The sequence below is a fragment of the Streptomyces sp. NPDC020898 genome, assembly GCF_044333925.1.
In the GTDB taxonomy this organism is placed as follows: domain Bacteria; phylum Actinomycetota; class Actinomycetes; order Streptomycetales; family Streptomycetaceae; genus Streptomyces.
The window spans coordinates 1,741,584-1,761,809 of sequence record NZ_JBIRRV010000001.1 but is presented as its reverse complement, the minus strand read 5'-3'; the positions used below and the strand labels follow the sequence as shown (position 1 = coordinate 1,761,809).

General features: G+C 71.3%; 12 protein-coding genes and 1 other RNA gene. 11 read left to right on the top strand and 2 right to left on the bottom strand.

The window, feature by feature from the left end:
- Positions 1–251: 251 nt before the first annotated feature.
- A complete protein-coding gene (locus ACH4TV_RS07710) occupies positions 252–4,025 on the bottom strand; it encodes an FHA domain-containing protein (protein WP_398395418.1) in 3,774 nt (1,257 codons plus the stop codon).
- Between the two features lie 426 nt (positions 4,026–4,451).
- Here ACH4TV_RS07710 and ACH4TV_RS07705 point away from each other — a divergent pair, with 426 nt between their 5' ends.
- The 4 genes from ACH4TV_RS07705 (at position 4,452) to ACH4TV_RS07690 (ending at position 10,137) form a co-directional block, all read left to right on the top strand.
- Positions 4,452–6,170: a serine/threonine-protein kinase gene (locus ACH4TV_RS07705; RefSeq protein ID WP_398395193.1), complete on the top strand. Its 1,719-nt coding sequence runs from the start codon at positions 4,452–4,454 to the stop codon at positions 6,168–6,170.
- Between the two features lie 308 nt (positions 6,171–6,478).
- Entirely contained in the window at positions 6,479–7,741 is a 1,263-nt protein-coding gene (locus ACH4TV_RS07700) for a serine/threonine-protein kinase (protein ID WP_398395191.1), read from the top strand.
- Between the two features lie 360 nt (positions 7,742–8,101).
- Positions 8,102–9,208, top strand: a complete 1,107-nt coding sequence (gene prfB / locus ACH4TV_RS07695; protein ID WP_398395189.1) for a peptide chain release factor 2 — start codon at positions 8,102–8,104, stop codon at positions 9,206–9,208.
- Positions 9,209–9,507: 299 nt separating this feature from the next.
- Complete coding sequence (locus ACH4TV_RS07690) at positions 9,508–10,137, top strand: LPXTG cell wall anchor domain-containing protein (RefSeq protein ID WP_398395188.1); 630 nt, start codon at positions 9,508–9,510, stop codon at positions 10,135–10,137.
- Between the two features lie 161 nt (positions 10,138–10,298).
- Here ACH4TV_RS07690 and ACH4TV_RS07685 read toward each other — a convergent pair whose 3' ends face one another.
- Positions 10,299–10,490, bottom strand: a complete 192-nt coding sequence (locus ACH4TV_RS07685) for a hypothetical protein (RefSeq protein ID WP_398395186.1) — start codon at positions 10,488–10,490, stop codon at positions 10,299–10,301.
- A gap of 265 nt (positions 10,491–10,755) precedes the next feature.
- On the opposite strand from ACH4TV_RS07685, the gene ftsE reads away from it, so the two are divergent.
- The 7 genes from ftsE (at position 10,756) to ACH4TV_RS07650 (ending at position 20,218) form a co-directional block, all read left to right on the top strand.
- Positions 10,756–11,445, top strand: a complete 690-nt coding sequence (ftsE, locus tag ACH4TV_RS07680; RefSeq protein WP_398395184.1) for a cell division ATP-binding protein FtsE — start codon at positions 10,756–10,758, stop codon at positions 11,443–11,445.
- A 25-nt stretch (positions 11,446–11,470) separates the two neighbouring features.
- Entirely contained in the window at positions 11,471–12,391 is a 921-nt protein-coding gene (gene ftsX, locus ACH4TV_RS07675) for a permease-like cell division protein FtsX (protein ID WP_398395182.1), read from the top strand.
- A gap of 67 nt (positions 12,392–12,458) precedes the next feature.
- A complete protein-coding gene (locus ACH4TV_RS07670) occupies positions 12,459–13,637 on the top strand; it encodes a S41 family peptidase (protein WP_398395180.1) in 1,179 nt (392 codons plus the stop codon).
- Between the two features lie 57 nt (positions 13,638–13,694).
- Entirely contained in the window at positions 13,695–14,177 is a 483-nt protein-coding gene (gene smpB / locus ACH4TV_RS07665) for an SsrA-binding protein SmpB (RefSeq protein WP_398395178.1), read from the top strand.
- 120 nt (positions 14,178–14,297) lie between these two features.
- Positions 14,298–14,700: a transfer-messenger RNA gene (ssrA, locus tag ACH4TV_RS07660) on the top strand.
- Between the two features lie 317 nt (positions 14,701–15,017).
- A complete protein-coding gene (locus ACH4TV_RS07655; protein WP_398395176.1) occupies positions 15,018–19,478 on the top strand; it encodes an RICIN domain-containing protein in 4,461 nt (1,486 codons plus the stop codon).
- Positions 19,475–20,218: a hypothetical protein gene (locus tag ACH4TV_RS07650; protein WP_398395174.1), complete on the top strand. Its 744-nt coding sequence runs from the start codon at positions 19,475–19,477 to the stop codon at positions 20,216–20,218. The genes ACH4TV_RS07655 and ACH4TV_RS07650 overlap by 4 nt, the downstream gene beginning before the upstream one ends.
- Positions 20,219–20,226: the final 8 nt, after the last annotated feature.

Sequence of the window (20,226 nt, the reverse complement as noted above, 5' to 3'; positions counted from 1 at the left end):
CCGCGTCGTGTCCTTGCTCTCCTACCCACCCACCAGTTGCCAGTTCGTTTACCGGGTGCCCGCGAACTGCCTTTTCCCACCCACCGAGCCACCCGCCTCGGTCCGTCTGACATTTCAGCCCGTTGGGGGTCCCCCCTCTGGGGGAGTTTGAGGACGAGGCCCGTTCAGGGCCGTAGCGGGGGTCTGGGGGCGCAGCTCCCAGGAAGGGATGGGACGGGTAGGGGCGGCGGGGGCGGGAAACCGCGCCCCCGCTACAGGAGCGACGGCACCTCCGCCGCCGCGACCGAGCGCGTCGCCCGTTCCAGCGCGCTGGCCAGCAGGGCCAGGTCCGTGGGCCCGTTGCCCAGTTCGCGGATGGGCCGGCGGGCCGGCGGGTCACCCATCCGCTGCCATTCCAGCGCGGCGACAGTCGGCCGCAGCGTCGCCGTACGCGGGATACGCCCCGTCACCCGCCCCCCTTGGAACGGGATGCTTCTTCCGTCCGCCCCGCTCAACCGCCCCCGCCCGGCCGCGGGCTCGTCCGGTCCCGGCGCCGGCGCGTCCAGCAGGACCCGCAGCGCGGCGCCCCGCGCCAGCTCCGTCTCCGCGGTGCGCCCACCGACACCGGCCGCGGCCACGAGATGCACCCCGAGCCGCTCACCCTCCCGGGCCACCGCCTCCAACGCCCGCACGACGGACCCCGCGGACGGCCGCCCCGGCGACCCCAGCGCCGGCGACACCAACGCGTCCAGGTCGTCCACGACCACCACGAGCCGGGCCAGCGGCGGCACCTCCGTACGCCGCCGACTCGCCGCCGGCCGCAACCGCAACGTCGAACTGGGGGGAGTGTCGAGATCCCCGGCACCCGCCTCCGCGCTACCCGACACCGACCCTGCCCCTGAGCCCGCCCCCGCCGAGCCACGTGCGCTCGACACCGACCGCTGCGGACCGATCCGGCCGGACAGCTCGCGTCCGGTGTGCCACTCGGCGAACGGGACCCGGCCGAGCAGCTCGGCCCGCCGCTTCAGTTCGGCGCTCAGGGACTGGGCGAACTCCCGCATCCGGACGGGGTCGTTGGCCGTGAGGTGGGTGGTGACGTGCGGAACGTCGGTACACACCCGCAGTCCGTCCCCGTGCGCGGCGCCCCCGCCGCCGCTGCCCGTGGTGTCCCGGCCGTCCATCAGTACGATGCCCAGCCGGTCGGGCCGCTCGGCGGCGGCCAGCGACGCGACGACCGCCCGCAGCAGCTCCGTGCGTCCGCTGCCGGGCGGCCCCTCGATCAGCAGATGCGGACCCTCGGCCGCGAGGTCCACGCCGACGGGTCCGCGCGGTCCGGCGCCGAGTACGGCCCAGGCCCGGCCGCCGCGCGTCTCGGCGTCGTCGGCCGCCGCCGCCCAACGGGCCATCAGGGACGCCGGGGTGGCCCGGGCGAGCCCCAGCTCGTCGAGCAGCCGCGCCGCCTGTGGCAACGGCGCGGAGACGCGCTGCTGGCGTCCCCCGCCGGCACCCTCGGTCCGCAGCGGGGCCAGCGCCCGCGCGAACCGCTCGGCCCAGGCCAGGGACACGGCATCCACGGCGGCGACGGAACCCTGCCCGACCAGCCCGGTGGAGGGAAGGTGAGGGTGCGTGGACTGGGAGGAGACGACATGACCGGCAGACGCGGAAGAGCCGACAGACGCAGAAGACGCAGAGGAACCGGCAGACGCAGAAGTACCGGAAGACACAGAAGTACCGGAAAGGCCTTCAGAACCCGTCGCGCCGCCGAAGTCGGCGGAGCCCGTGGCAGAGGTGCCCGTGGAGTCCGGCCGCACAGGTGCGGTCACCCCCGCCCGCGCCACCCGCATCACATGCAGGGCCGTGGCCACGTCGCCGCCCAGCAGCGCCACCGCCCCGCACTCGCGGAACGTCGGAGAGGCCGCGCAGGCCGCCTCGTACGTCTCTGCCACCGGCGATGCGGGCGACGCCGACTCCGTCTCCGCGAGGCAGACGACATGTATGCCGGCCCGCGGCCCTTCGTGTGCCAGCCGTGCCACGGCCTCCCGGACGGCCGCGCCGCCGGGGTCGCCGTCCACGACGACCACGGTGTACGGGCCCGCGAAACCGTCCGCCGACTCGTCAGCGGCGTCGTCCCGGGCCCAGGAGGGCCGCCGGGCCGCTCCCTGGGCGACGTCACTCGAAGTGGGAGAGGCGGGGGAGGCGGAGGAGACGGGAATCTTCGCCGCCGTCTCCGCGTAGTGGTCCTCCAGGCGGCGCAGGAGTTCGTCCGTGCGGGCCGTGGCCTGTTCGCGGTCGTAGGCGACGAGGAGACGGCAGTCCTGGCCGTGCCCGGGGCGCAGATGCGGGAGCCAGCCGAGCCAGGACCACTCCGCGGTGCGCTCCTGAGCGGTGCGCGAGCGGTCCGTGCTGAGCAGGACGATCTCCAGGGACTCGGGGGAGTGCAGCGCGGCCAGCTGGGCCACGACCGCGCGGGCCAGCCCCGAGAGCCGCGTGCGCGGCCCCGCCAGCCCCAGCGCCCCGACCTCGCGCAGCCCGGCGGTCACCGGTACGGCGGGCAGCAGCCCCGAACCGTCGGGGGCCGCCCGGTCCGCCGTACCGAGCCGCACGGTGAGCGCCTCGGGGTGACCCGGGCCGCGCTCCCAGAGGCGGGGGCCGGGACCCAGGGCCGTCAGCAGCAGTGCCGCCGGGTCGGGCCAGCTCTCCGGTGCCTGCGACACGGCGCCCGTGAACTCCGGGGCCGCCGTGTCGACGGGCCCCTCGTCGTCGTACGCCTCGTCCGCTGTCTCGTCCGTCTGCTGGTCCGCGCGCCCGCCGGTCAGCCGCCGCGCCCACGCGGAGAGCCCACCGCGCCTGCGCACCCCCGGCGGAACGTCCGTCCCCCGGAGGGGCGTTCCCTTGCGCCTGCTGCCCGCGGAGTCCTCTTCCTGCTCCGTCGCACCAGCCGATGCCGCTGCGGATGTCGGTGCCGACGACGCTTCCCTGTCGGCCGGACGGGACGACCGGCGTGCGTGCGGCACCGTGGCGTCGCCGGATGCCGGCCCCGTCATGGAGAACCCGGCGCCGTGGGTTTCCCCGGCGCTGCCCGGCCCCCGACTCTCGATCCGCGGTGCCCGCCCCTGCCCCGGCACGAGCGGCGCCGCCTCCTCGACCGGGCCCTGCGGGCCGCGCGCGCCGTGGCCCCCGGCGGCTCCCCAGCTCGCCGAGCCGTAAGCGTGATGGGTCTCCCCGGAGGGCGGCTTCGCCGTGCCGCCGGGCTGCACGCGCGTGTGCTGTGCCTGGGGCCGGGACGGGGACGCCGCGGGGGAGGGCCGCCCGTCATGGGTGCCCTCCGCGTCGTCCGCCGTACTTCCGTTGACGACACTCACCCGGACGTGGCCCTCGCCGTCGGGGGTCGTGCCCACGCGCGCGTCCGCGTCACCGGGCGGCGCCAGCCGCAGGGCCGACTCGCCGATGCGCAGCAGCGCGCCCGGCGCCAGGCGGACCGGACGGGTACCGAGACGGGCGCCGGACAGGGTCGAGCCGTTCGTGGAGCCCAGGTCCGCGACCGCTATACGGCCGTCCGCCGCGACCGTGACCGCGCAGTGCAGCCGGGAGACGTCCGGGTCGTCGAGCGGGACGTCGGCGTCGGCGGAGCGGCCGATGGTGATCTGGCCGCCATGCAGGAGATGGACCCCGCCCGCGTCCGGTCCCGCGACCACGTGCAGCTGGGTCGCCGCCTCGTCCGCCTCGGGGTGCGGCTCGGGCTCGGCGGGGGTGCCCAGGGCGAGCACGGCGCCGTCGATCAACGGGGGTTCGCCGAGGGTGCAGCGCTGGGTGTCCAGGCGCTGGGCACCCGCGTACAGCACCACCGCGCCGCCGCTCTCACGGCCCGTACCGCGCTCGGGCACGGACGAACCGCCGTCGCCCGCGACCACCGACGCCAGGGCCGAGGCGACCGCGGCGAGCGCCGTGCCGGCGGGAGCGGTGACCAGCACATCGCAGCTCGCGGCGCGCGCCCACGGCTCCGAGGGCGGGCCCAGCGGGTCTACGACGGTCAGCCGGATCTGCATCGCCGTCAGCGGTCCCTTCTGCACGGGCACCTGTTTTGGAGGACGAAGCCACGCCACGGGTCCCACCACCGCGGACTTCCCCCACCGCACACGAGCACGTCGGCCAGTACTGGAGGCATCCTCGCACCTGCCACCGACAACGCGCCCGCCCCCCACCGATAAGTGATCTTGAATGGCCGCCTCTGCCCGCAAAAGTGCCTGACCAGTGACCGATGGCTGTCCGTTTGGGATCGGTTTGGTTATCGGTTTGAGATCGGTCACGTTCGGGATCCGGCAACCGAAGCGACCGAATCGGACGTCTTTCCATCGAACGCGCAAGGGAGGCCGTACGTAGCCGTACATGGACGGTGGCCGTTACCCAGGGCCTTCCGGGAGCACGGCACTACAGTGGGTCGGAACACCAGCAAGCAGCAGGGGAGCCATGACGTGCGGCCGGTAGGGAGCAAGTACCTCCTTGAGGAGCCGCTGGGACGCGGCGCCACGGGCACCGTCTGGCGCGCTCGCCAGAGGGAGACCGCGGGAGCCGAGGCGGCGGTCGCCGGCCAGCCCGGCGAGACGGTGGCGATCAAGGTCCTCAAGGAGGAGCTCGCCAACGACGCGGACATCGTGATGCGCTTCCTGCGCGAGCGGTCCGTGCTGCTGCGGCTGACCCACCCGAACATCGTCCGCGTACGGGACCTGGTGGTCGAGGGCGATCTGCTGGCGCTGGTCATGGATCTCATCGACGGTCCCGACCTGCACCGCTACCTGCGGGAGAACGGCCCCTTCACGCCGGTCGCGGCCGCCCTGCTCACCGCTCAGATCGCCGACGCGCTCGCCGTCAGCCACGCCGACGGTGTCGTGCACCGGGACCTGAAGCCCGCCAACGTCCTGCTCATGCAGGACAACGGCCGGATGCACCCGATGCTCACCGACTTCGGCATCGCCCGTCTCGCCGACTCCCCGGGCCTCACCCGCACCCACGAGTTCGTCGGCACGCCCGCGTACGTCGCCCCGGAGTCCGCCGAAGGCCGGCCGCAGACCTCCGCGGTCGACATCTACGGCGCCGGCATCCTGATGTACGAGCTGGTCACCGGCCGTCCGCCGTTCGGCGGCGGGTCCGCCCTGGAGGTGCTGCACCAGCACCTCACCGCCGAACCGCGCCGCCCCTCGACCGTGCCCGAACCGCTGTGGACGGTCATCGAGCGCTGCCTGCGCAAGAACCCCGACGAACGACCCAGTGCCGAGAACCTCGCGCGCGGGCTGCGTGTCGTCGCCGAGGGCATCGGCGTACACGCCAACTCGATGCAGATCGCGGCGGCCGAGGGCGTCGTCCACCTGCTCGCGCCGGACCCCGCTCCGACGGCTGTGCCCGGATCGGCCGACCCGACCCAGGTGCTCCCGCACAGCGCCGGGGCGTACGACCCGAACGGGGCCACCAGCGTGCTGCCCCACACCGGCGGACCCGGCTCGATGGGCGCCGCGGACCCCACCGCCGTCCTGCCGCCGGTGCAGCAGCACCAGGCCGGCGGCCACGGAGGGCCCGAGGAGCCGCACCCCTGGCAGAACCAGCTGCGCGCCGCCAGGGACCGCAACGAGCAGACGCAGGTCCAGTACCTGGACCCCAACGACGACCCGCTGCGCCGCCGGCCCCAGCGGCAGTCGGGCCGGCCGCCGCAGCAACAGCCCCAGCAGCCGCCGTACCAGCAACCGCCGTCGCGCCCGCAGCAGCAGCAACGAGGGCAGCAGCCCCCGCCCGGATACGGCTACCCGCAGGGGCCGGGCCAGGGGCAGCCGCCCCAGCACCAGCAGTACGCGCCGCCGCAGCACCAACAGCAGCCGCAGCAGCGGTACGCGCCGCCCGCGCCCCAGCAGCCCCAGCGCCCGCAGCAGCCCGAGGGCCGGCCGCCGCGCGAGCCGAGGGAACCCCGGCAGCGCAGCGCCAACCCGATGAAGATCCCCGGGCTCGGCTGCCTCAAGGGATGCCTGTTCACGATCATCATCCTGTTCGTCGCCGCGTGGCTGATCTGGGAACTGAGCCCGCTGCAGGGGTGGATCGGCTCGACGAAGGGCTTCTTCGCGCAGCTCGGTGACTGGATCGACACGGTCAGCGGCTGGGTCGGGGATCTGGGCGGCGGCGGTTCCGGGGGCCAGTCCGGGCAGTAGCCGGCGGGCGGCGGGCGTGCGTCCGTCGGGTATCGGTTACCGCTCCGACTCCAGGTCGGGCATTTGGGTGTTAGCCATGTCATTCATGGAGCAGATGGGCTGTGCTCTGGCCGTGATTCAGGTGTGACTCTGGGGATTTGTCGACACCTGGCGGGTGATTTCCGTCCCGGCGGTGAAGGTTGGGGCTCCGGACGCGTAGTTTTGTCGGCTGAGGCCGAAGCTGAGGCCGAGGTCTGGGTCGGCTGGGGGTCCGGGGGTTGCCCCCCGGAACGGCGCAGCGTCGGCAACCCGCGTCTGTAGGAGCAGTCTTGGCACGGAAGATCGGCAGCCGGTACACCGCCAACCAGATCCTGGGGCGGGGCAGCGCCGGCACGGTGTGGCTGGGCGAGGGTCCCGAGGGGCCCGTCGCCGTCAAGCTGCTGCGCGAGGATCTGGCGTCGGACCAGGAGCTCGTCGGACGCTTCGTGCAGGAGCGGACCGCGCTGCTCGGCCTCGAACACCCGAACATCGTGTCCGTACGGGACCTGGTGGTCGACGGGAACGACCTCGCGCTCGTCATGGACCTCGTGCGGGGTACGGACCTGCGCACCCGGCTCGACCGGGAGCGCAGGCTCGCGCCCGAGGCCGCCGTCGCGATAGTGGCCGACATCGCGGACGGGCTGGCCGCCGCGCACGCCGCAGGGGTCGTGCACCGCGACGTGAAGCCGGAGAACGTACTGCTGGACATGCAGGGCCCGTTGGGCCCCGGCGGCTCGCATCCGGCCCTGCTGACCGACTTCGGCGTCGCGAAACTGATCGACTCACCGCGGCGGACCCGGGCTACGAAGATCATCGGTACGCCGGACTATCTGGCGCCGGAGATCGTGGAGGGACTGCCTCCGCGCGCGGCGGTCGACATCTACGCGCTGGCGACGGTCCTCTATGAGCTGCTGGCCGGGTTCACGCCCTTCGGCGGCGGCCACCCGGGCGCGGTCCTGCGCCGCCATGTCACGGAGACGGTGGTGCCCCTCCCGGGCATCCCGGAGGAACTGTGGCAGCTGCTCGTGCAGTGCCTGGCGAAGGCGCCGGCGTCGCGGTTGCGGGCGTCGGAGCTGGGGGTGCGGCTGCGGGAGCAGTTGCCGTTGCTGGTGGGGATGCCGCCGCTGGACGTGGACGAGCCGGACTCGGAGGACGGCACGGAGGCCGGCGGGCAGGGGCCGGCCGCGCGGGACGAGGCGTACGACGAGGTGGCCGTGCCGGTGGGGGAGCGGGTGCGGCGGGGTGCGGTGCCGCTGGTGCGCGGTGCGAAGCCGGACTCGAACCGGGACACGCACACGTCGATGCGGGTGCCGGGGCCGGACGAGCTGGCGGGCGGGGCGCTGGGTACGGCGCGTGTGCCGCGTCCTGCGGGGGCGCCGCGGCCCGGTTCGGCGCGGCATCGGGCCTCGGCGCGGCGCCGCAGGGTGACGTTGAGTGTGGCGGCGGTGGCGTTGGTGGCCGCGGTGGGTGTGGGCACGTGGGTTGCCACGTCGGGCGACGACGCGGGGGCGACCCCGCCGGACACGAAGAACTCGGCGCCGGCGTCTCCGTGAGGCGTGGGTTTCGCCCCCGCCGCCCTTACCCGTTCCCATCCCTGGGGCTGCCGCCCCAGACCCCGCTACGGCCCTGAACGGGCCTTGTCCTCAAGCGCCGGACGGGCTGGGAGGGCTGGGCTTTGGCTGAACACGCGGCGGGGGCGGGTGGGCGGGAAAGAAGCTGGGGCCGGACAGGCCTTGTCCTGGCTGGGTGGCCTGGGCTGGGCTGGGCTGGAGAGGTTCGAGGGCGTCTGGTAGGCGGGGCGAGACGGGTGGGTGGGTGGGAGAGCCGGCCTGGGCGGTATGTGCCTCACCTCTCTGACGCCGGTCAAGCAGGCGGGAAAGTCTGCCGCTCGGCGGAGCCGTTACGCTGGTGTCGTGGCAGTCGTCGATGTATCCGAAGAGCTCAAGTCCCTCTCCTCGACCATGGAGTCGATCGAGGCCGTCCTGGACCTCGACAAGCTGAGGGCAGATGTCGCCGTGCTCGAGGAGCAGGCGGCGGCGCCGTCCCTGTGGGACGACCCGGAAGCAGCGCAGAAGATCACCAGCAAGCTCTCCCACCTCCAGGCGGAGGTGAGGAAGGCCGAGGCGCTGCGCGGGCGGATCGACGATCTGAGCGTGCTCTTCGAGATGGCCGAGGAGGAGGACGACCCGGACACCCGCGCCGAGGCCGAGACCGAGCTGACCTCGGTCAAGAAGGCGCTGGACGAGATGGAGGTCCGTACCCTCCTCTCCGGCGAGTACGACGCCCGTGAGGCCCTCGTCAACATCCGCGCGGAGGCCGGTGGCGTGGACGCCGCCGACTTCGCCGAGAAGCTTCAGCGGATGTACCTGCGGTGGGCCGAGCAGAAGGGCTTCAAGACCGAGATCTACGAGACGTCGTACGCGGAGGAGGCCGGCATCAAGTCGACCACCTTCGCCGTCCAGATCCCGTACGCCTACGGGACGCTCTCCGTGGAGCAGGGCACGCATCGCCTCGTACGCATCTCGCCCTTCGACAACCAGGGGCGTCGGCAGACCTCGTTCGCCGGGGTGGAGATCCTGCCCGTCGTGGAGACGACCGACCACATCGAGATCGACGAGTCCGAGCTGCGGATCGACGTCTACCGGTCGTCCGGTCCCGGCGGCCAGGGCGTCAACACCACCGACTCCGCGGTGCGGCTGACCCACCTGCCGACCGGCATCGTGGTCTCCTGCCAGAACGAGCGGTCGCAGATCCAGAACAAGGCGTCCGCGATGAACGTGCTCCAGGCCAAGCTCCTCGACCGGCGCCGCCAGGAGGAGCAGGCCAAGATGAACGCCCTCAAGGGCGACGGCGGCAACTCCTGGGGCAACCAGATGCGTTCGTACGTCCTGCACCCGTACCAGATGGTCAAGGATCTGCGCACGGAGTACGAAGTCGGCAACCCCGAGGCCGTGTTCAACGGTGAGATCGACGGTTTCCTCGAAGCCGGAATTCGCTGGCGCAAGCAGCAGGAGAAGTAGAGCCCCAAAGAACTCCTTGTCGACAAAGCAACCGCCGTCCACTGGACGGCGGTTGCTTTGTGTCGCGGGATGTCTGGGTTTTACATCACACTCACAGGGTCTGATGTGCGGCACCGGAGGAACAAGCGGACATTGCGCACGCAACGACCTTGACGTTCTCTTGGAAAATCGAAAAGGTGACGCTTGGCACGCGTATCTCTGGGGCGCATGTGAACCGGGGGGCGCTCATCGCTCCCCCTGTCGATCACGGCCCCGGGCGCGGCTCCACTGATGATTTAGCTACTGGGGGTAGCAGCCTTATGACGAACAAGACGCGGATCCGGGTCGCGCGGATCGCGGCCGGAGCGGTCATCGCCGCCGGTGCGTCGTTCACCGCCGCGGGCATCGCCTCTGCCGCCGACGACGACGATTGCCTGATCGTGGTCTGCGCCGGTACGCCGAGCCCCGAGCCGGAACCGACGCCGACCGTTCCGACTGAGCTCCCGACCGAGCCGGAGCCCACCCCGACCCTGCCCGACCCCGAGCCCACCCCGACCGTGCCGACCACGCCGACGGTCGCTCCCGAGCCCTCGGAGCCGGAGGAGCCCTCCACCGAGCCGAGTGAGCCCACTGAGGAGGACCCGACCGGGACGCCGTCCGAAGACCCTACGGATGACAGCGGTACGGGCCCCGGCGACGACACCGACGGTGGCAACAGCAACACCGACCCCGACGGCGGCTCGAACCCCTCCACCCAGGAGGAGGGCTCCTCGTCCCTGACCGACACGGGCACGGACACCGCCGCCCAGGGTTCGGGCGCCGAGCTCGCCGAGACCGGCGCCGCCGAGACGACCTTCCTGATCATCGGTGCCGCCACTATGATCGCCGGCGGTATCGGCTTCCGCGTCCTCCCGCGCCTCGTGGGCGGCCGTGGCGGAGCTGCCGCCTAGTAGGCAGTCGCCGGCAGTCAGTAGCCGGCGATCGGTAGTACGTGCACACGTGAAGGGCCCGGAGCTTCGTCGCTCCGGGCCCTTCACGCGTACATCCTGCGGGGCCGCCCTCCGCGGGGCCCCACTTGCCCCTGCGTCGCCCGTACGGGCTTCCGCGCGGCCTATGCCGTCTGGTGCGCCACCAGGGCCAGTGCCGCGATCAGCACCGCCAGCAGCGCGATCAGCGCCATCGGGTTGAGTCCGCCGAACGGGCTCTCTTGCTGCAGCCGCTGGCGGCTGGCCCGGCAGACGCGACAGCGTCCCTCGTTCACGGGCGCCGCGCAGTTCGCGCACACCAATCGGTCGTACGTCATGCGCTTTGCCCTCCTTGCGCCGCTTCCACGTACACAACGCTTTCGGGAACGCAACCGTTCCCCACTCCACTGTGCCAGGTTCCGCGGATTTCGGCGCGGTTCGCCTTATCCTGCCCAGCGCTCCACGGGTTAGGCGGCGCACGGAAGCTCCCCCGGCTGGCATAAATGCGCACAACCCTTACGCAATGCACTCCCGTGCCTGCGCTCCTGTGCTCGGTTCGCGTATGGTCACGGTCACCTGCCCCCGATGGTCCGTGGTGTATCCGTGATCCGATTCGACAGCGTCTCCAAGGTCTACCCCAAGCAGAACCACCCCGCCCTCAGGGATGTCACCCTCGAGGTCGAGAAGGGTGAGTTCGTCTTCCTCGTCGGGTCCTCCGGCTCAGGCAAGTCCACCTTCCTGCGGCTGATCCTCCGCGAGGAGCGCGCCAGCCACGGTCAGGTGCACGTCCTGGGCAAGGACCTCGCGCGCATCTCCAACTGGAAGGTGCCGCAGATGCGGCGCCAGCTGGGGACGGTGTTCCAGGACTTCCGGCTGCTGCCGAACAAGACGGTCGCCGAGAACGTCGCCTTCGCGCAGGAGGTCATCGGCAAGTCCAAGGGCGAGATCCGCAAGTCCGTACCCCAGGTGCTCGACCTTGTCGGGCTGGGGGGCAAGGAGGAGCGGATGCCCGGTGAGCTGTCCGGTGGTGAGCAGCAGCGCGTGGCCATCGCGCGGGCCTTCGTGAACCGGCCCAAGCTGCTGATCGCCGACGAGCCCACCGGCAACCTCGACCCGCAGACCTCCGTCGGCATCATGAAGCTGCTCGACCGGATCAACCGGACGGGCACGACCGTGGTGATGGCGACGCACGACCAGAACATCGTGGACCAGATGCGCAAGCGCGTCATCGAGCTGGAGAAGGGCCGTCTCGTCCGCGACCAGGCGCGCGGCGTCTACGGCTACCAGCACTGAGTTCCCGGAAAGGCTTGAGCCCGCCATGCGCGCCCAGTTCGTACTGTCGGAGATCGGTGTCGGTCTTCGTCGCAATCTGACGATGACGTTCGCCGTCGTCGTCTCCGTAGCCCTGTCGCTCGCCCTGTTCGGCGGGTCGCTCCTGATGAGCGACCAGGTCAGCACGATGAAGGGCTACTGGTACGACAAGGTCAACGTCTCGGTGTTCCTCTGCAACAAGAGCGACGCCGAGTCCGACCCGAACTGTGCCAAGGGCGCGGTGACCGGCGACCAGAAGAAGCAGATCCTCGCCGACCTCGACAAGATGACCTCCGTTGTCCAGGAGGTGACCTACGAGTCCGCGGACCAGGCCTACAAGCACTACAAGGAGCAGTTCGGCGACTCCCCGCTGGCCAGTTCGCTCACCCCGGACCAGATGCAGGAGTCGTACCGGATCAAGCTCAAGGACCCGGAGAAGTACCAGGTCATCGCGACGGCCTTCGACGGGCGCGACGGGGTGCAGTCCGTGCAGGACCAGAAGGGCATTCTCGACAACCTCTTCGGGCTGCTGAACGGTATGAACTGGGCCGCCCGGGCGGTGATGGCGCTCATGCTCGTCGTCGCGCTGATGCTGATCGTCAACACCGTGCGTGTTTCCGCGTTCAGCCGTCGGCGTGAGACCGGGATCATGCGGCTCGTCGGTGCCTCCGGGTTCTACATCCAGGCGCCGTTCATCATGGAGGCCGCGGTCGCGGGGCTGATCGGCGGTGGTGTCGCCTGTGCCTTCCTGCTGATCGCGCGGTACTTCATCATCGATCACGGGCTGGCACTGTCCGAGAAGCTGAACCTGATCAACTTCATCGGCTGGGACGCCGTTCTCACGAAGCTTCCGCTGATCCTCGCGACGAGTCTGCTGATGCCGGCGCTTGCCGCGTTCTTCGCGCTGCGCAAGTACCTGAAGGTGTGACGCATGCCAAGAGGGCCGTTCGGTCAACCGACCGTACGGCCCTTCGCGTTGTCCTAGACTCACCGGCATGTCAGGCCGCGACCTGTTCACACAGCCCCGCCGTGCAGGCCGCGGGGCGGCTCTGACGTTGCTCTTCGCCAGCGTCCTGGTCGCCGGCGCGGCCACCGGCTCGCTCCCCGAGCCCGCCGAGCACAAGCCGGCCACCCCGGACACCGTCCGCGCCGCCGCCCCCGCCGGGCACCACGAGGACGTCGCTGCCGCTGCCGCCGAGGCCATGGCCGACGGCGAGTCCCCCGTGGAGGCCGCCGAGCGCGCCGTCAGCCGCAGCGGGGACCGCTGGGGAGCGGTGTACTCCCCAGGGGAGTACGAGGAGTTCGAGGAGGCCCTCGACGGCCAGTACACGGGCGTCGGCCTGTGGGCCCGGCGTGGGCGGGACGGCCGTATCGAGGTCACCAGGGTGCGGTCCGGGTCGCCCGCGGCCGTCGCCGGGATCCGTAGCGGCGACCGGCTGCGCAGTGTCGACGGGAAGACGGTCGACGGGCGGCCGGTCACCGAGGTCGTCTCCTTACTCCGCGGTGACGCACAGGACGCCGCCGCCGGTACGACCGTCCGGCTCGGGCTGGAACGCGGCACGCGCGCGTGGAGCGAGACTCTGCGCCGGGCCCAGCTGTCCACGGACTCCGCGACCGTCCGGAAGGTCGACGACGGCAAGGTCACCGTCATCCGGGTCGCCGCCTTCACCAAGGGGGTCGGTGACGTGGTGCGGACCGCCGTACGGCAGGCCCCCGACGGCGCCGGCATCATCCTCGACCTGCGCGGCAACTCCGGCGGCCTGGTCACCGAGGCCGTCACCGCCGCCTCCGCCTTCCTCGACGGCGGCCTCGTCGCCACGTACGACGTCAACGGCGAGCAGCGCGCCCTGCACGCCGATCCGGGGGGCGACACCTCCAGACCCCTGGTCGCGCTCGTCGACGGCGGCACGATGAGCGCGGCCGAGCTGCTCACGGGTGCCCTCCAGGACCGCGGCCGGGCGGTCGTCGTGGGCTCCAGGACCTTCGGCAAGGGCTCGGTGCAGATGCCGAGCCAGCTGCCCGACGGCTCCGTCGCCGAACTGACCGTCGGCCACTACCGCACCCCCGCGGGGCGCGGCGTCGACGGCGTGGGCCTCACTCCCGACCTCGACGCCGACCAGGGGGCACTGGAGCAGGCGGAGACCGTACTGAGCGGTCTGGGCGACCCCTCGTAGGGCCCGCGTAATCCACTTTCCCGGGAGCGGGTCAGTAGTGCGAAAATGGGCGGCACTATGGCTAAGGAAACAGGGCGCAAGCTGGTCGCCCAGAACAAGAAGGCGCGGCACGACTACGCCATCATCGACACCTACGAGGCCGGACTGGTCCTCACCGGTACCGAGGTGAAGTCGCTGCGTCAGGGGCGCGCCTCGCTCGTCGACGGCTTCGTGCAGCTCGACGGGCACGAGGCGTGGCTGCACAACGTGCACGTGCCGGAGTACAGCCAGGGCACCTGGACCAACCACAGTGCCCGGCGCAAGCGGAAGCTGCTGCTGCACCGCGCGGAGATCGAGAAGCTGGAGTCCAAGACGCAGGAGGGGGGCAACACGATCGTGCCCCTGGCCCTGTACTTCAAGGACGGCCGGGCGAAGATCGAGATCGCGCTGGCGCGAGGCAAGAAGGAGTACGACAAGCGGCAGACGCTGCGGGAGAAGCAGGACCGGCGTGAGACGGACCGGGCGGTCTCGGCGGTGAAGCGCAAGCAGCAGCACGCGTAGCGCGCGGGAATTCGGTGGCATCGGCGCGCGTTGGTCACGTACGATGGCTACTGCACCCCGTCGAGGGTGCGCGTTCCTCTCCGGAGGGACTCCTCCTCGGAGGGCTTGAAAAAACAACATGGGGATGATCGGTTTCGACAGCGGCTGTCGAAGCAGGTGAAGCGTGTCGAGGAAGCGGCCATGATCTCGTAAACCACAGGCCGAAAAAAATAATCGCCAATTCTAACAGCGATTCTCCCAAGCAGCAGTTCTCCCTCGCCGCCTGATTTCAGGTAGCGACGAGCCTGCTCCTTACTAAAGGGAGTGTCAGCCCGGGAGTGTTCCCGACCCGGATCCTGGCATCAGCTAGGGGACTAAACCTTGATCCCGGTCACGGGGTGAAGAGGGAAATCTAACAGTGACTGGGCCCGTCGGCGACTTGTTCGCGTGATTGCCGGGGCCGAGAAAAGCACAGCGAACTGCACACGGAGAAGCCCTGATTCCGCACCGTTGGACGCGGGTTCGATTCCCGCCATCTCCACAGTTCCCATGTTATGCATTGCATCGGCTGAGGCCCCTTCGCTTTCGAGCGGAGGGGCCTTTGTCGTTCTCGTGAGTGTCTTGTGCGGCGTCCAGTGGTGGCTGGATCCGGCCTGATCGTCGAATTCAAGCCATGTGCCCGGTGGGATCTTGCCACCGGAACTTGTGACATGTCTATGGTGACCCTCGCGCGCCAGGCGGACCTGACCCGTCCGCCGCCGCGCACTTCAGACTGCGGACGGGGGGAACCGCCGCCAGGTCTGCCTCCTCGGACGGACGGGCAGGACGGACAACCCCTGCCTGCCTTTGTTCATGAGGGGGATGTTCTTCTTGCGAAGATCTACAAGACGCTTCGCGCGCGTGGTTCCGATCGTTCTCTCCGTGGCCGTCCTGAGCACGGTCGCCGCCCGGCCCGAACTGGCCGCACGGTACACGGACACCGACACCGCGCCCGTGGCCGCCGTCGACGACAGCTACGACGGCTTCGACAGCGCCGCCGCCGAGCAACTGCGGCAGGACCAGTGCCTGATGGCCGGCGCGCTGCGACTCGGCGGGTCGGGCATGTTCACCACCGCGCAGGACGCGCTCAACCAGACCCCGGACAAGCTGCACACAGCGGCGAACCGGGAGTACTGGAACGGGACTCCGCTGGCGACGGCGTTCCAGCAGGACAAGGACGCCGCCGACAAGGAAGGCAGCGCGCTGTACGCCCGCCTTCAGGACTGGCAGAAGCCGGTGTCGGGGCTGCCGACCCCGGGCGGGTTCTCGAGTGTCGCGGACTTCCAGGACCCGCCGGGGCTGCCCGGCAGCGACAAGGAGGACTTCCACAGCCAGACCGGTCTCTCGCAGTGGATCTACGACCAGTTCTGGAAGACCGAGGGCGACTTCTACGAGGACCCCACGCCGAAGGCCGACGAGGCCACGGTGAAGGCGGTCAGGGATCTCGGCACCCCGCTCTACGGCAGTTCCCCGGACCCGTCGCTGCCCGCACCGGAGTGGAACCAGGCGTTCACCGAGCACCAGGCGTGGGACGACCTGGTCAACTGGAGCCCGCGGCCGACAGGTTCGGACGACGCGCGGCTCTTCCTGGCGTCAGGTGGGTTCCCGCGTACGGCGGCTGAGCCGGGCACCGTCGAATACCGGCTTGCCGTCGAGGACTTGAAGACACGGTTCGCGGCGTGCGCGTGGCGTGGGCCGGTCGACCCGAGCAAGGTGCTCGGCAGGCAGGTGGCCGCCGCGTCGGCGGAGTGGCAGCAGGAGATCGCGTCGCAGGCCGCGCCGCGCAACCAGATCCTGGGCGCCAACCGTGACGCGGTGAAGGCCCTCGCGGCCGGCTCGAAGGCGCTCGGCGAGATGCTGGGCCAGTCCTGGATCGCCGACCACCTGACCCGCTGGCAGAGTTACTGGTCCGCCGGTGGTCCCGGCTGGATCGGCGACAGCCCGATGGTCGTCCACGCGAACGGCTCCTCCGGCAAGTGCCTCGAAGTGGCCGGCGCGGGCAAGACCAACGGTTCGCTCGTGCAGATCTTCACCTGTAACGGCGGCGCCGGGCAGAAGTGGCAGATCAGCGGCGACACGCTCGTCAACGTCAACTCCGGCAAGTGCCTGGACGTGAAGAGCTCCGGCAGCGCCAACGGGACGGCCGTACAGATCTGGACCTGCAACGGCAGCGCCGCGCAGAAGTGGGAGTACGACACCCACGCCACCACGCGGCTGTTCAACACGGGCACCGGTAACTGCCTCGACCTCGCGACGTACGACAACAGCCGTGACGGGCGGATGTGGGACTGCAAGGGCACCGTCCCGCAGAAGTTCGACATCACGCCGTCCGGTCACAACGGCACCGACAGCCTGAGCTACCCGACGACGGGCCAGTTCGCCAAGGCGAAGGCGGGTATCGCCGCCGCCCAGGCCGCGTCGGCCAAGCAGCTCGCGGCGATCAAGGCGCAGGCCGCTGCCGCGAAGAAGGCGGCCACCGCGACGGACACGGCCGAGCAGGCCGCGTACGCCATCGCCGACAGGGCGGGGGCTCCGCGAGGGCGCGGACTGCTGGTCGGTCAGCAGAAGGCGCAGGTCACGAAGGCGTCGTCGGCCGCGCTGGACGCGCTGGTGAAGGCCGGCGAGACGGCTGACGCGGCCACGCGGGCCGCCGCCGGGGACAGCGCGACCATCGCCGCGCGTGCGGTGACGCAGACGGCCGCGTCGAAGGCGGCGTTCCGTACGGCCGCCGCGAACCAGGCCAGGGAGCAGGCGAAGGCCGCCGCCGACGCTGCCGCCGTACAGGCGCAGAACGCGAAGGCCGCCCGGGATCTCGCCAAGGCCAAGCTGGGCGAGACGCAGAAGGCGGAGGCGGACGCGAAGGCGGCTGCCGCCGATGCGCGGGCCCACCGGCTGAACGCGGAGAAGGAGGAGCTGACGGCGAAGGCGGAGAAGGAGACCGCCGCGCAGAAGCAGGCCGAGGCCGCGCAGCACCGGCAGAACGCCGAGGGGTACGCCACCGAGGCCACCGGCGCCAAGGGCCGGGCGGAGGCGTCCGAGACGACGGCGCGTGAGCGTCGGCAGGACGCGGAGGCGGCGCGGGACAGGGCGAAGGCCAAGCGGGACGACGCGTGGGACGCCGAGAGCAAGGCCGACACGGCGCGCGCGAAGGCCGACGCGAAGGGGGCGTACGCCGACGCGCACGACGCCGACGACCAGGCGACGGCGTCGCGGGCGGCGGCGGACGAGGCGGACCGGCACGCGAGTGACGCGGAGTCGGCAGCCGTGTCGGCCCGTGGCGAGGCGAACGCGGCGACGCGGGCGGCGGCCGATGCCGACGCGGCGGCGACGCGTGCCGAGGCGGCGGCCAAGCGGGCCCGTTCGGAGTCGGACGCGGCGAACGCGGCGAAGCTGCGGGCGGACGCGGCGGTCCGTACGGCGACGGCCTCGGCGGCCGACGCCATCAAGGCGTCGCAGACGGCGGCTCAGGCGGCCCGTACGGCCGACGAACTCGCCGACGCGGCCGAGAAGTACGCGGCCGAGGCGAAGACACACGCCGACGTGGCCGGGGCGGAAGCCGTCAAGGCGGTCGCGGGTGCGGCGGAGGCCGTCGGTCATGCGTACGCGACCGCGCAGGCGGCGGAGGACGCCCGTAACGCGGCGCAGCAGGTGGCCGCGCCGGCCAACGACGCGATCCAGCTCGGCTCGCCGTACGTCACCACGGACTCCGCCGCGGGGCTCGTGGTCCTGACCGGGCAGTCGACGAAGACGATCGCCCAGCAGCAGGTGGCCGTCGCGGAGGCGCACGAGGCGAACGCGGCGAAGGTCGCGTCGCAGGCCCAGAGCACCGCGAACGCGGCGACGGGCGACGCGAAGGCGGCACTCGTGCTGGCCTCGGAGGCCGCAGGGTTCGCGGCGCAGGCCCGCAAGTCGGCCAAGGAGGCGATGGGTTACTCGGCGGAGGCGGCGCAGTACGCGGCCGAGGCGCAGAAGTCACTGGCCCGCACCATCGAGTACGACCGTCAGGCGACCCTGGACGCGGCAGCGGCCGACCGGGCCGCCGGGCGTGCCGAGGGCTACGCCAAGGACGCCCGCGCCTCCGCCGACCAGGCGGCCCTGGACGCGGCTGCGGCCCGCCAGGCCGCGTCGCAGGCCGAACAAGCGGCGAAGGACGCCCGCGCGGCGGCCGACCGGGCCGACGCCGAGGCAATGATCGCGGAGGAGGCGGCGAAGGACGCGCAGAAGTACGCGGACTCGGCGCAGGAGGCCTTCGAGTCCTCGGAGCGCAAGGGCTCCAACGAGACGGTCGCCGAGGGTTCCGGCTCCGGCATCGAGGGTGTCTTCTACGTCGTCGACAAGATGACCGACGCGGCACCGGCCAAGCAGCTCAACGAGTGCGAGTACGTGGTCCAGGGCTGCACGGTGACGTACGAGCTGCGTCTCAACCTCACGGTCAGCTACTACTACTGCGCCAACCCCGATGTCCCCGCCACCGAGACAGGCTGCCCGAAGGCGGACTGGGTCTTCCTCGACACGAAGTCGTTCGCGGACCAGAAGCAGGAGTGGACCCACCACTTCAGCTTCGAGGACATCACCCGGATCGGCTGGCAGGCGCTCTTCGGGGAGACGGCCGGCGCGATCCTGTACGAGATCGTGCTGGGCGACGTCGCCGAGTGCTTCCACGGTGACAAGTCCAGCTGCGCCTGGGCCGCCACGCTCTTCGTGCCGCAGGCGATGTTCACGAAGCTCGCCAATGCGGTCAAGATCGCCCAGCGGGTCGAAATCGCCATCAAGACCGGTGAGGACGCCGCAGGCATCCTCGCGGACCTGAAGAAGATCTACGGCGAGAAGGGCGCCCTCGATGTCGCCGACGCCACCAGTGCGGCGGGCATGGGGCTGCGTGTCGCGACCTCGGTGGCGGAACGGGCGAAGATCGCCCGAGGCCCTCTCGACACCAAGCTGCTGGACAAGCTCAAGGACGCCGGCGTCAAGATCGACAGGGCGAGCACGCTCTGGGTCATCAACTACGCCAAGCCCGGCCTGCCCATCGCCTGGCTGGAGAAGGGCACCGTCAACGCGGGTCTGACCCACATCGTGTTCCGGCACGCGGGCGAGTTCGCGAACGCGGGAGTCCGGGTGGACGACATCCCGGCCCTCGTGAGGACGGCCCTGACCCAGGGCACGAGGGTCGGCACCCAGGGGGCCGGCAGGCCTATCCTCGAGGTCGCCTTCCTGGGCAAGGTCCACCGTGTGGCCGTCAGTGTGGGCGACAACGGATACGTGATCGGAGCGAACATCGCATGACCCTCGAAGAACCGCGGCACCTGCTGGTGCAGGCGCGGGGCGAACCGTCTCCGCTGTTCGAGACGGAGGACCCCTGGGCCTTCGACGACCTCGGCGCCTTCACCCGTTGTGTGCCGCTGGACGACGAGCGGTTGCTCCTCCCGGCGGATCTGGCCGACGCGCTGCGTTCATGGGCCCGGTCCCGTCCGCCGGGCGGGTTCACCTCCCGTCCGGAGCTGCGGGGGCACGTCAAGCAGGGGCTGGCGGTCGCCCGGCGGCTGGCCGCGCGGCTCGGGCCGGCGTGGACCGTGCGGTACTGGGACGAGCAGCACCGCACGGAGAAGTGGGTGTGCTGGGGGTGCGACCGGTTCCACTGGGAGCGTGACGCCCACGGCACGCCTCCGCACCCGGTCGACCTCACGGTCGAGGGCGAGTTCAGGTTCGGTCCGTTGCGCTCGGAGGGATTCGGGGACTTCTTCCCGGACGATCCGGCCGCCGCGCTGGCCCTGTCCGACGGTCTTGTCGCCGACCTGTACGGGTGGGCGCGGAGCATCGACGACACGGTGAACCTGGAGGTGCGGGACCGGGTGGACGGCAAGTACGACGCCGAGTTCGAGCGGCTGTTCCGTGCAGGTGCGGAGCTGGCGAGACGCGTCGCGCACGAGGCGGGCCCGGACCGGACGGTGACCTACAAAGGCCTGGCCAACGGTGGGCTGGCCGCGCTGACCTCGGTCAGCTGGCGAGGGGACCGGCAGGTGTAACGGTGCGT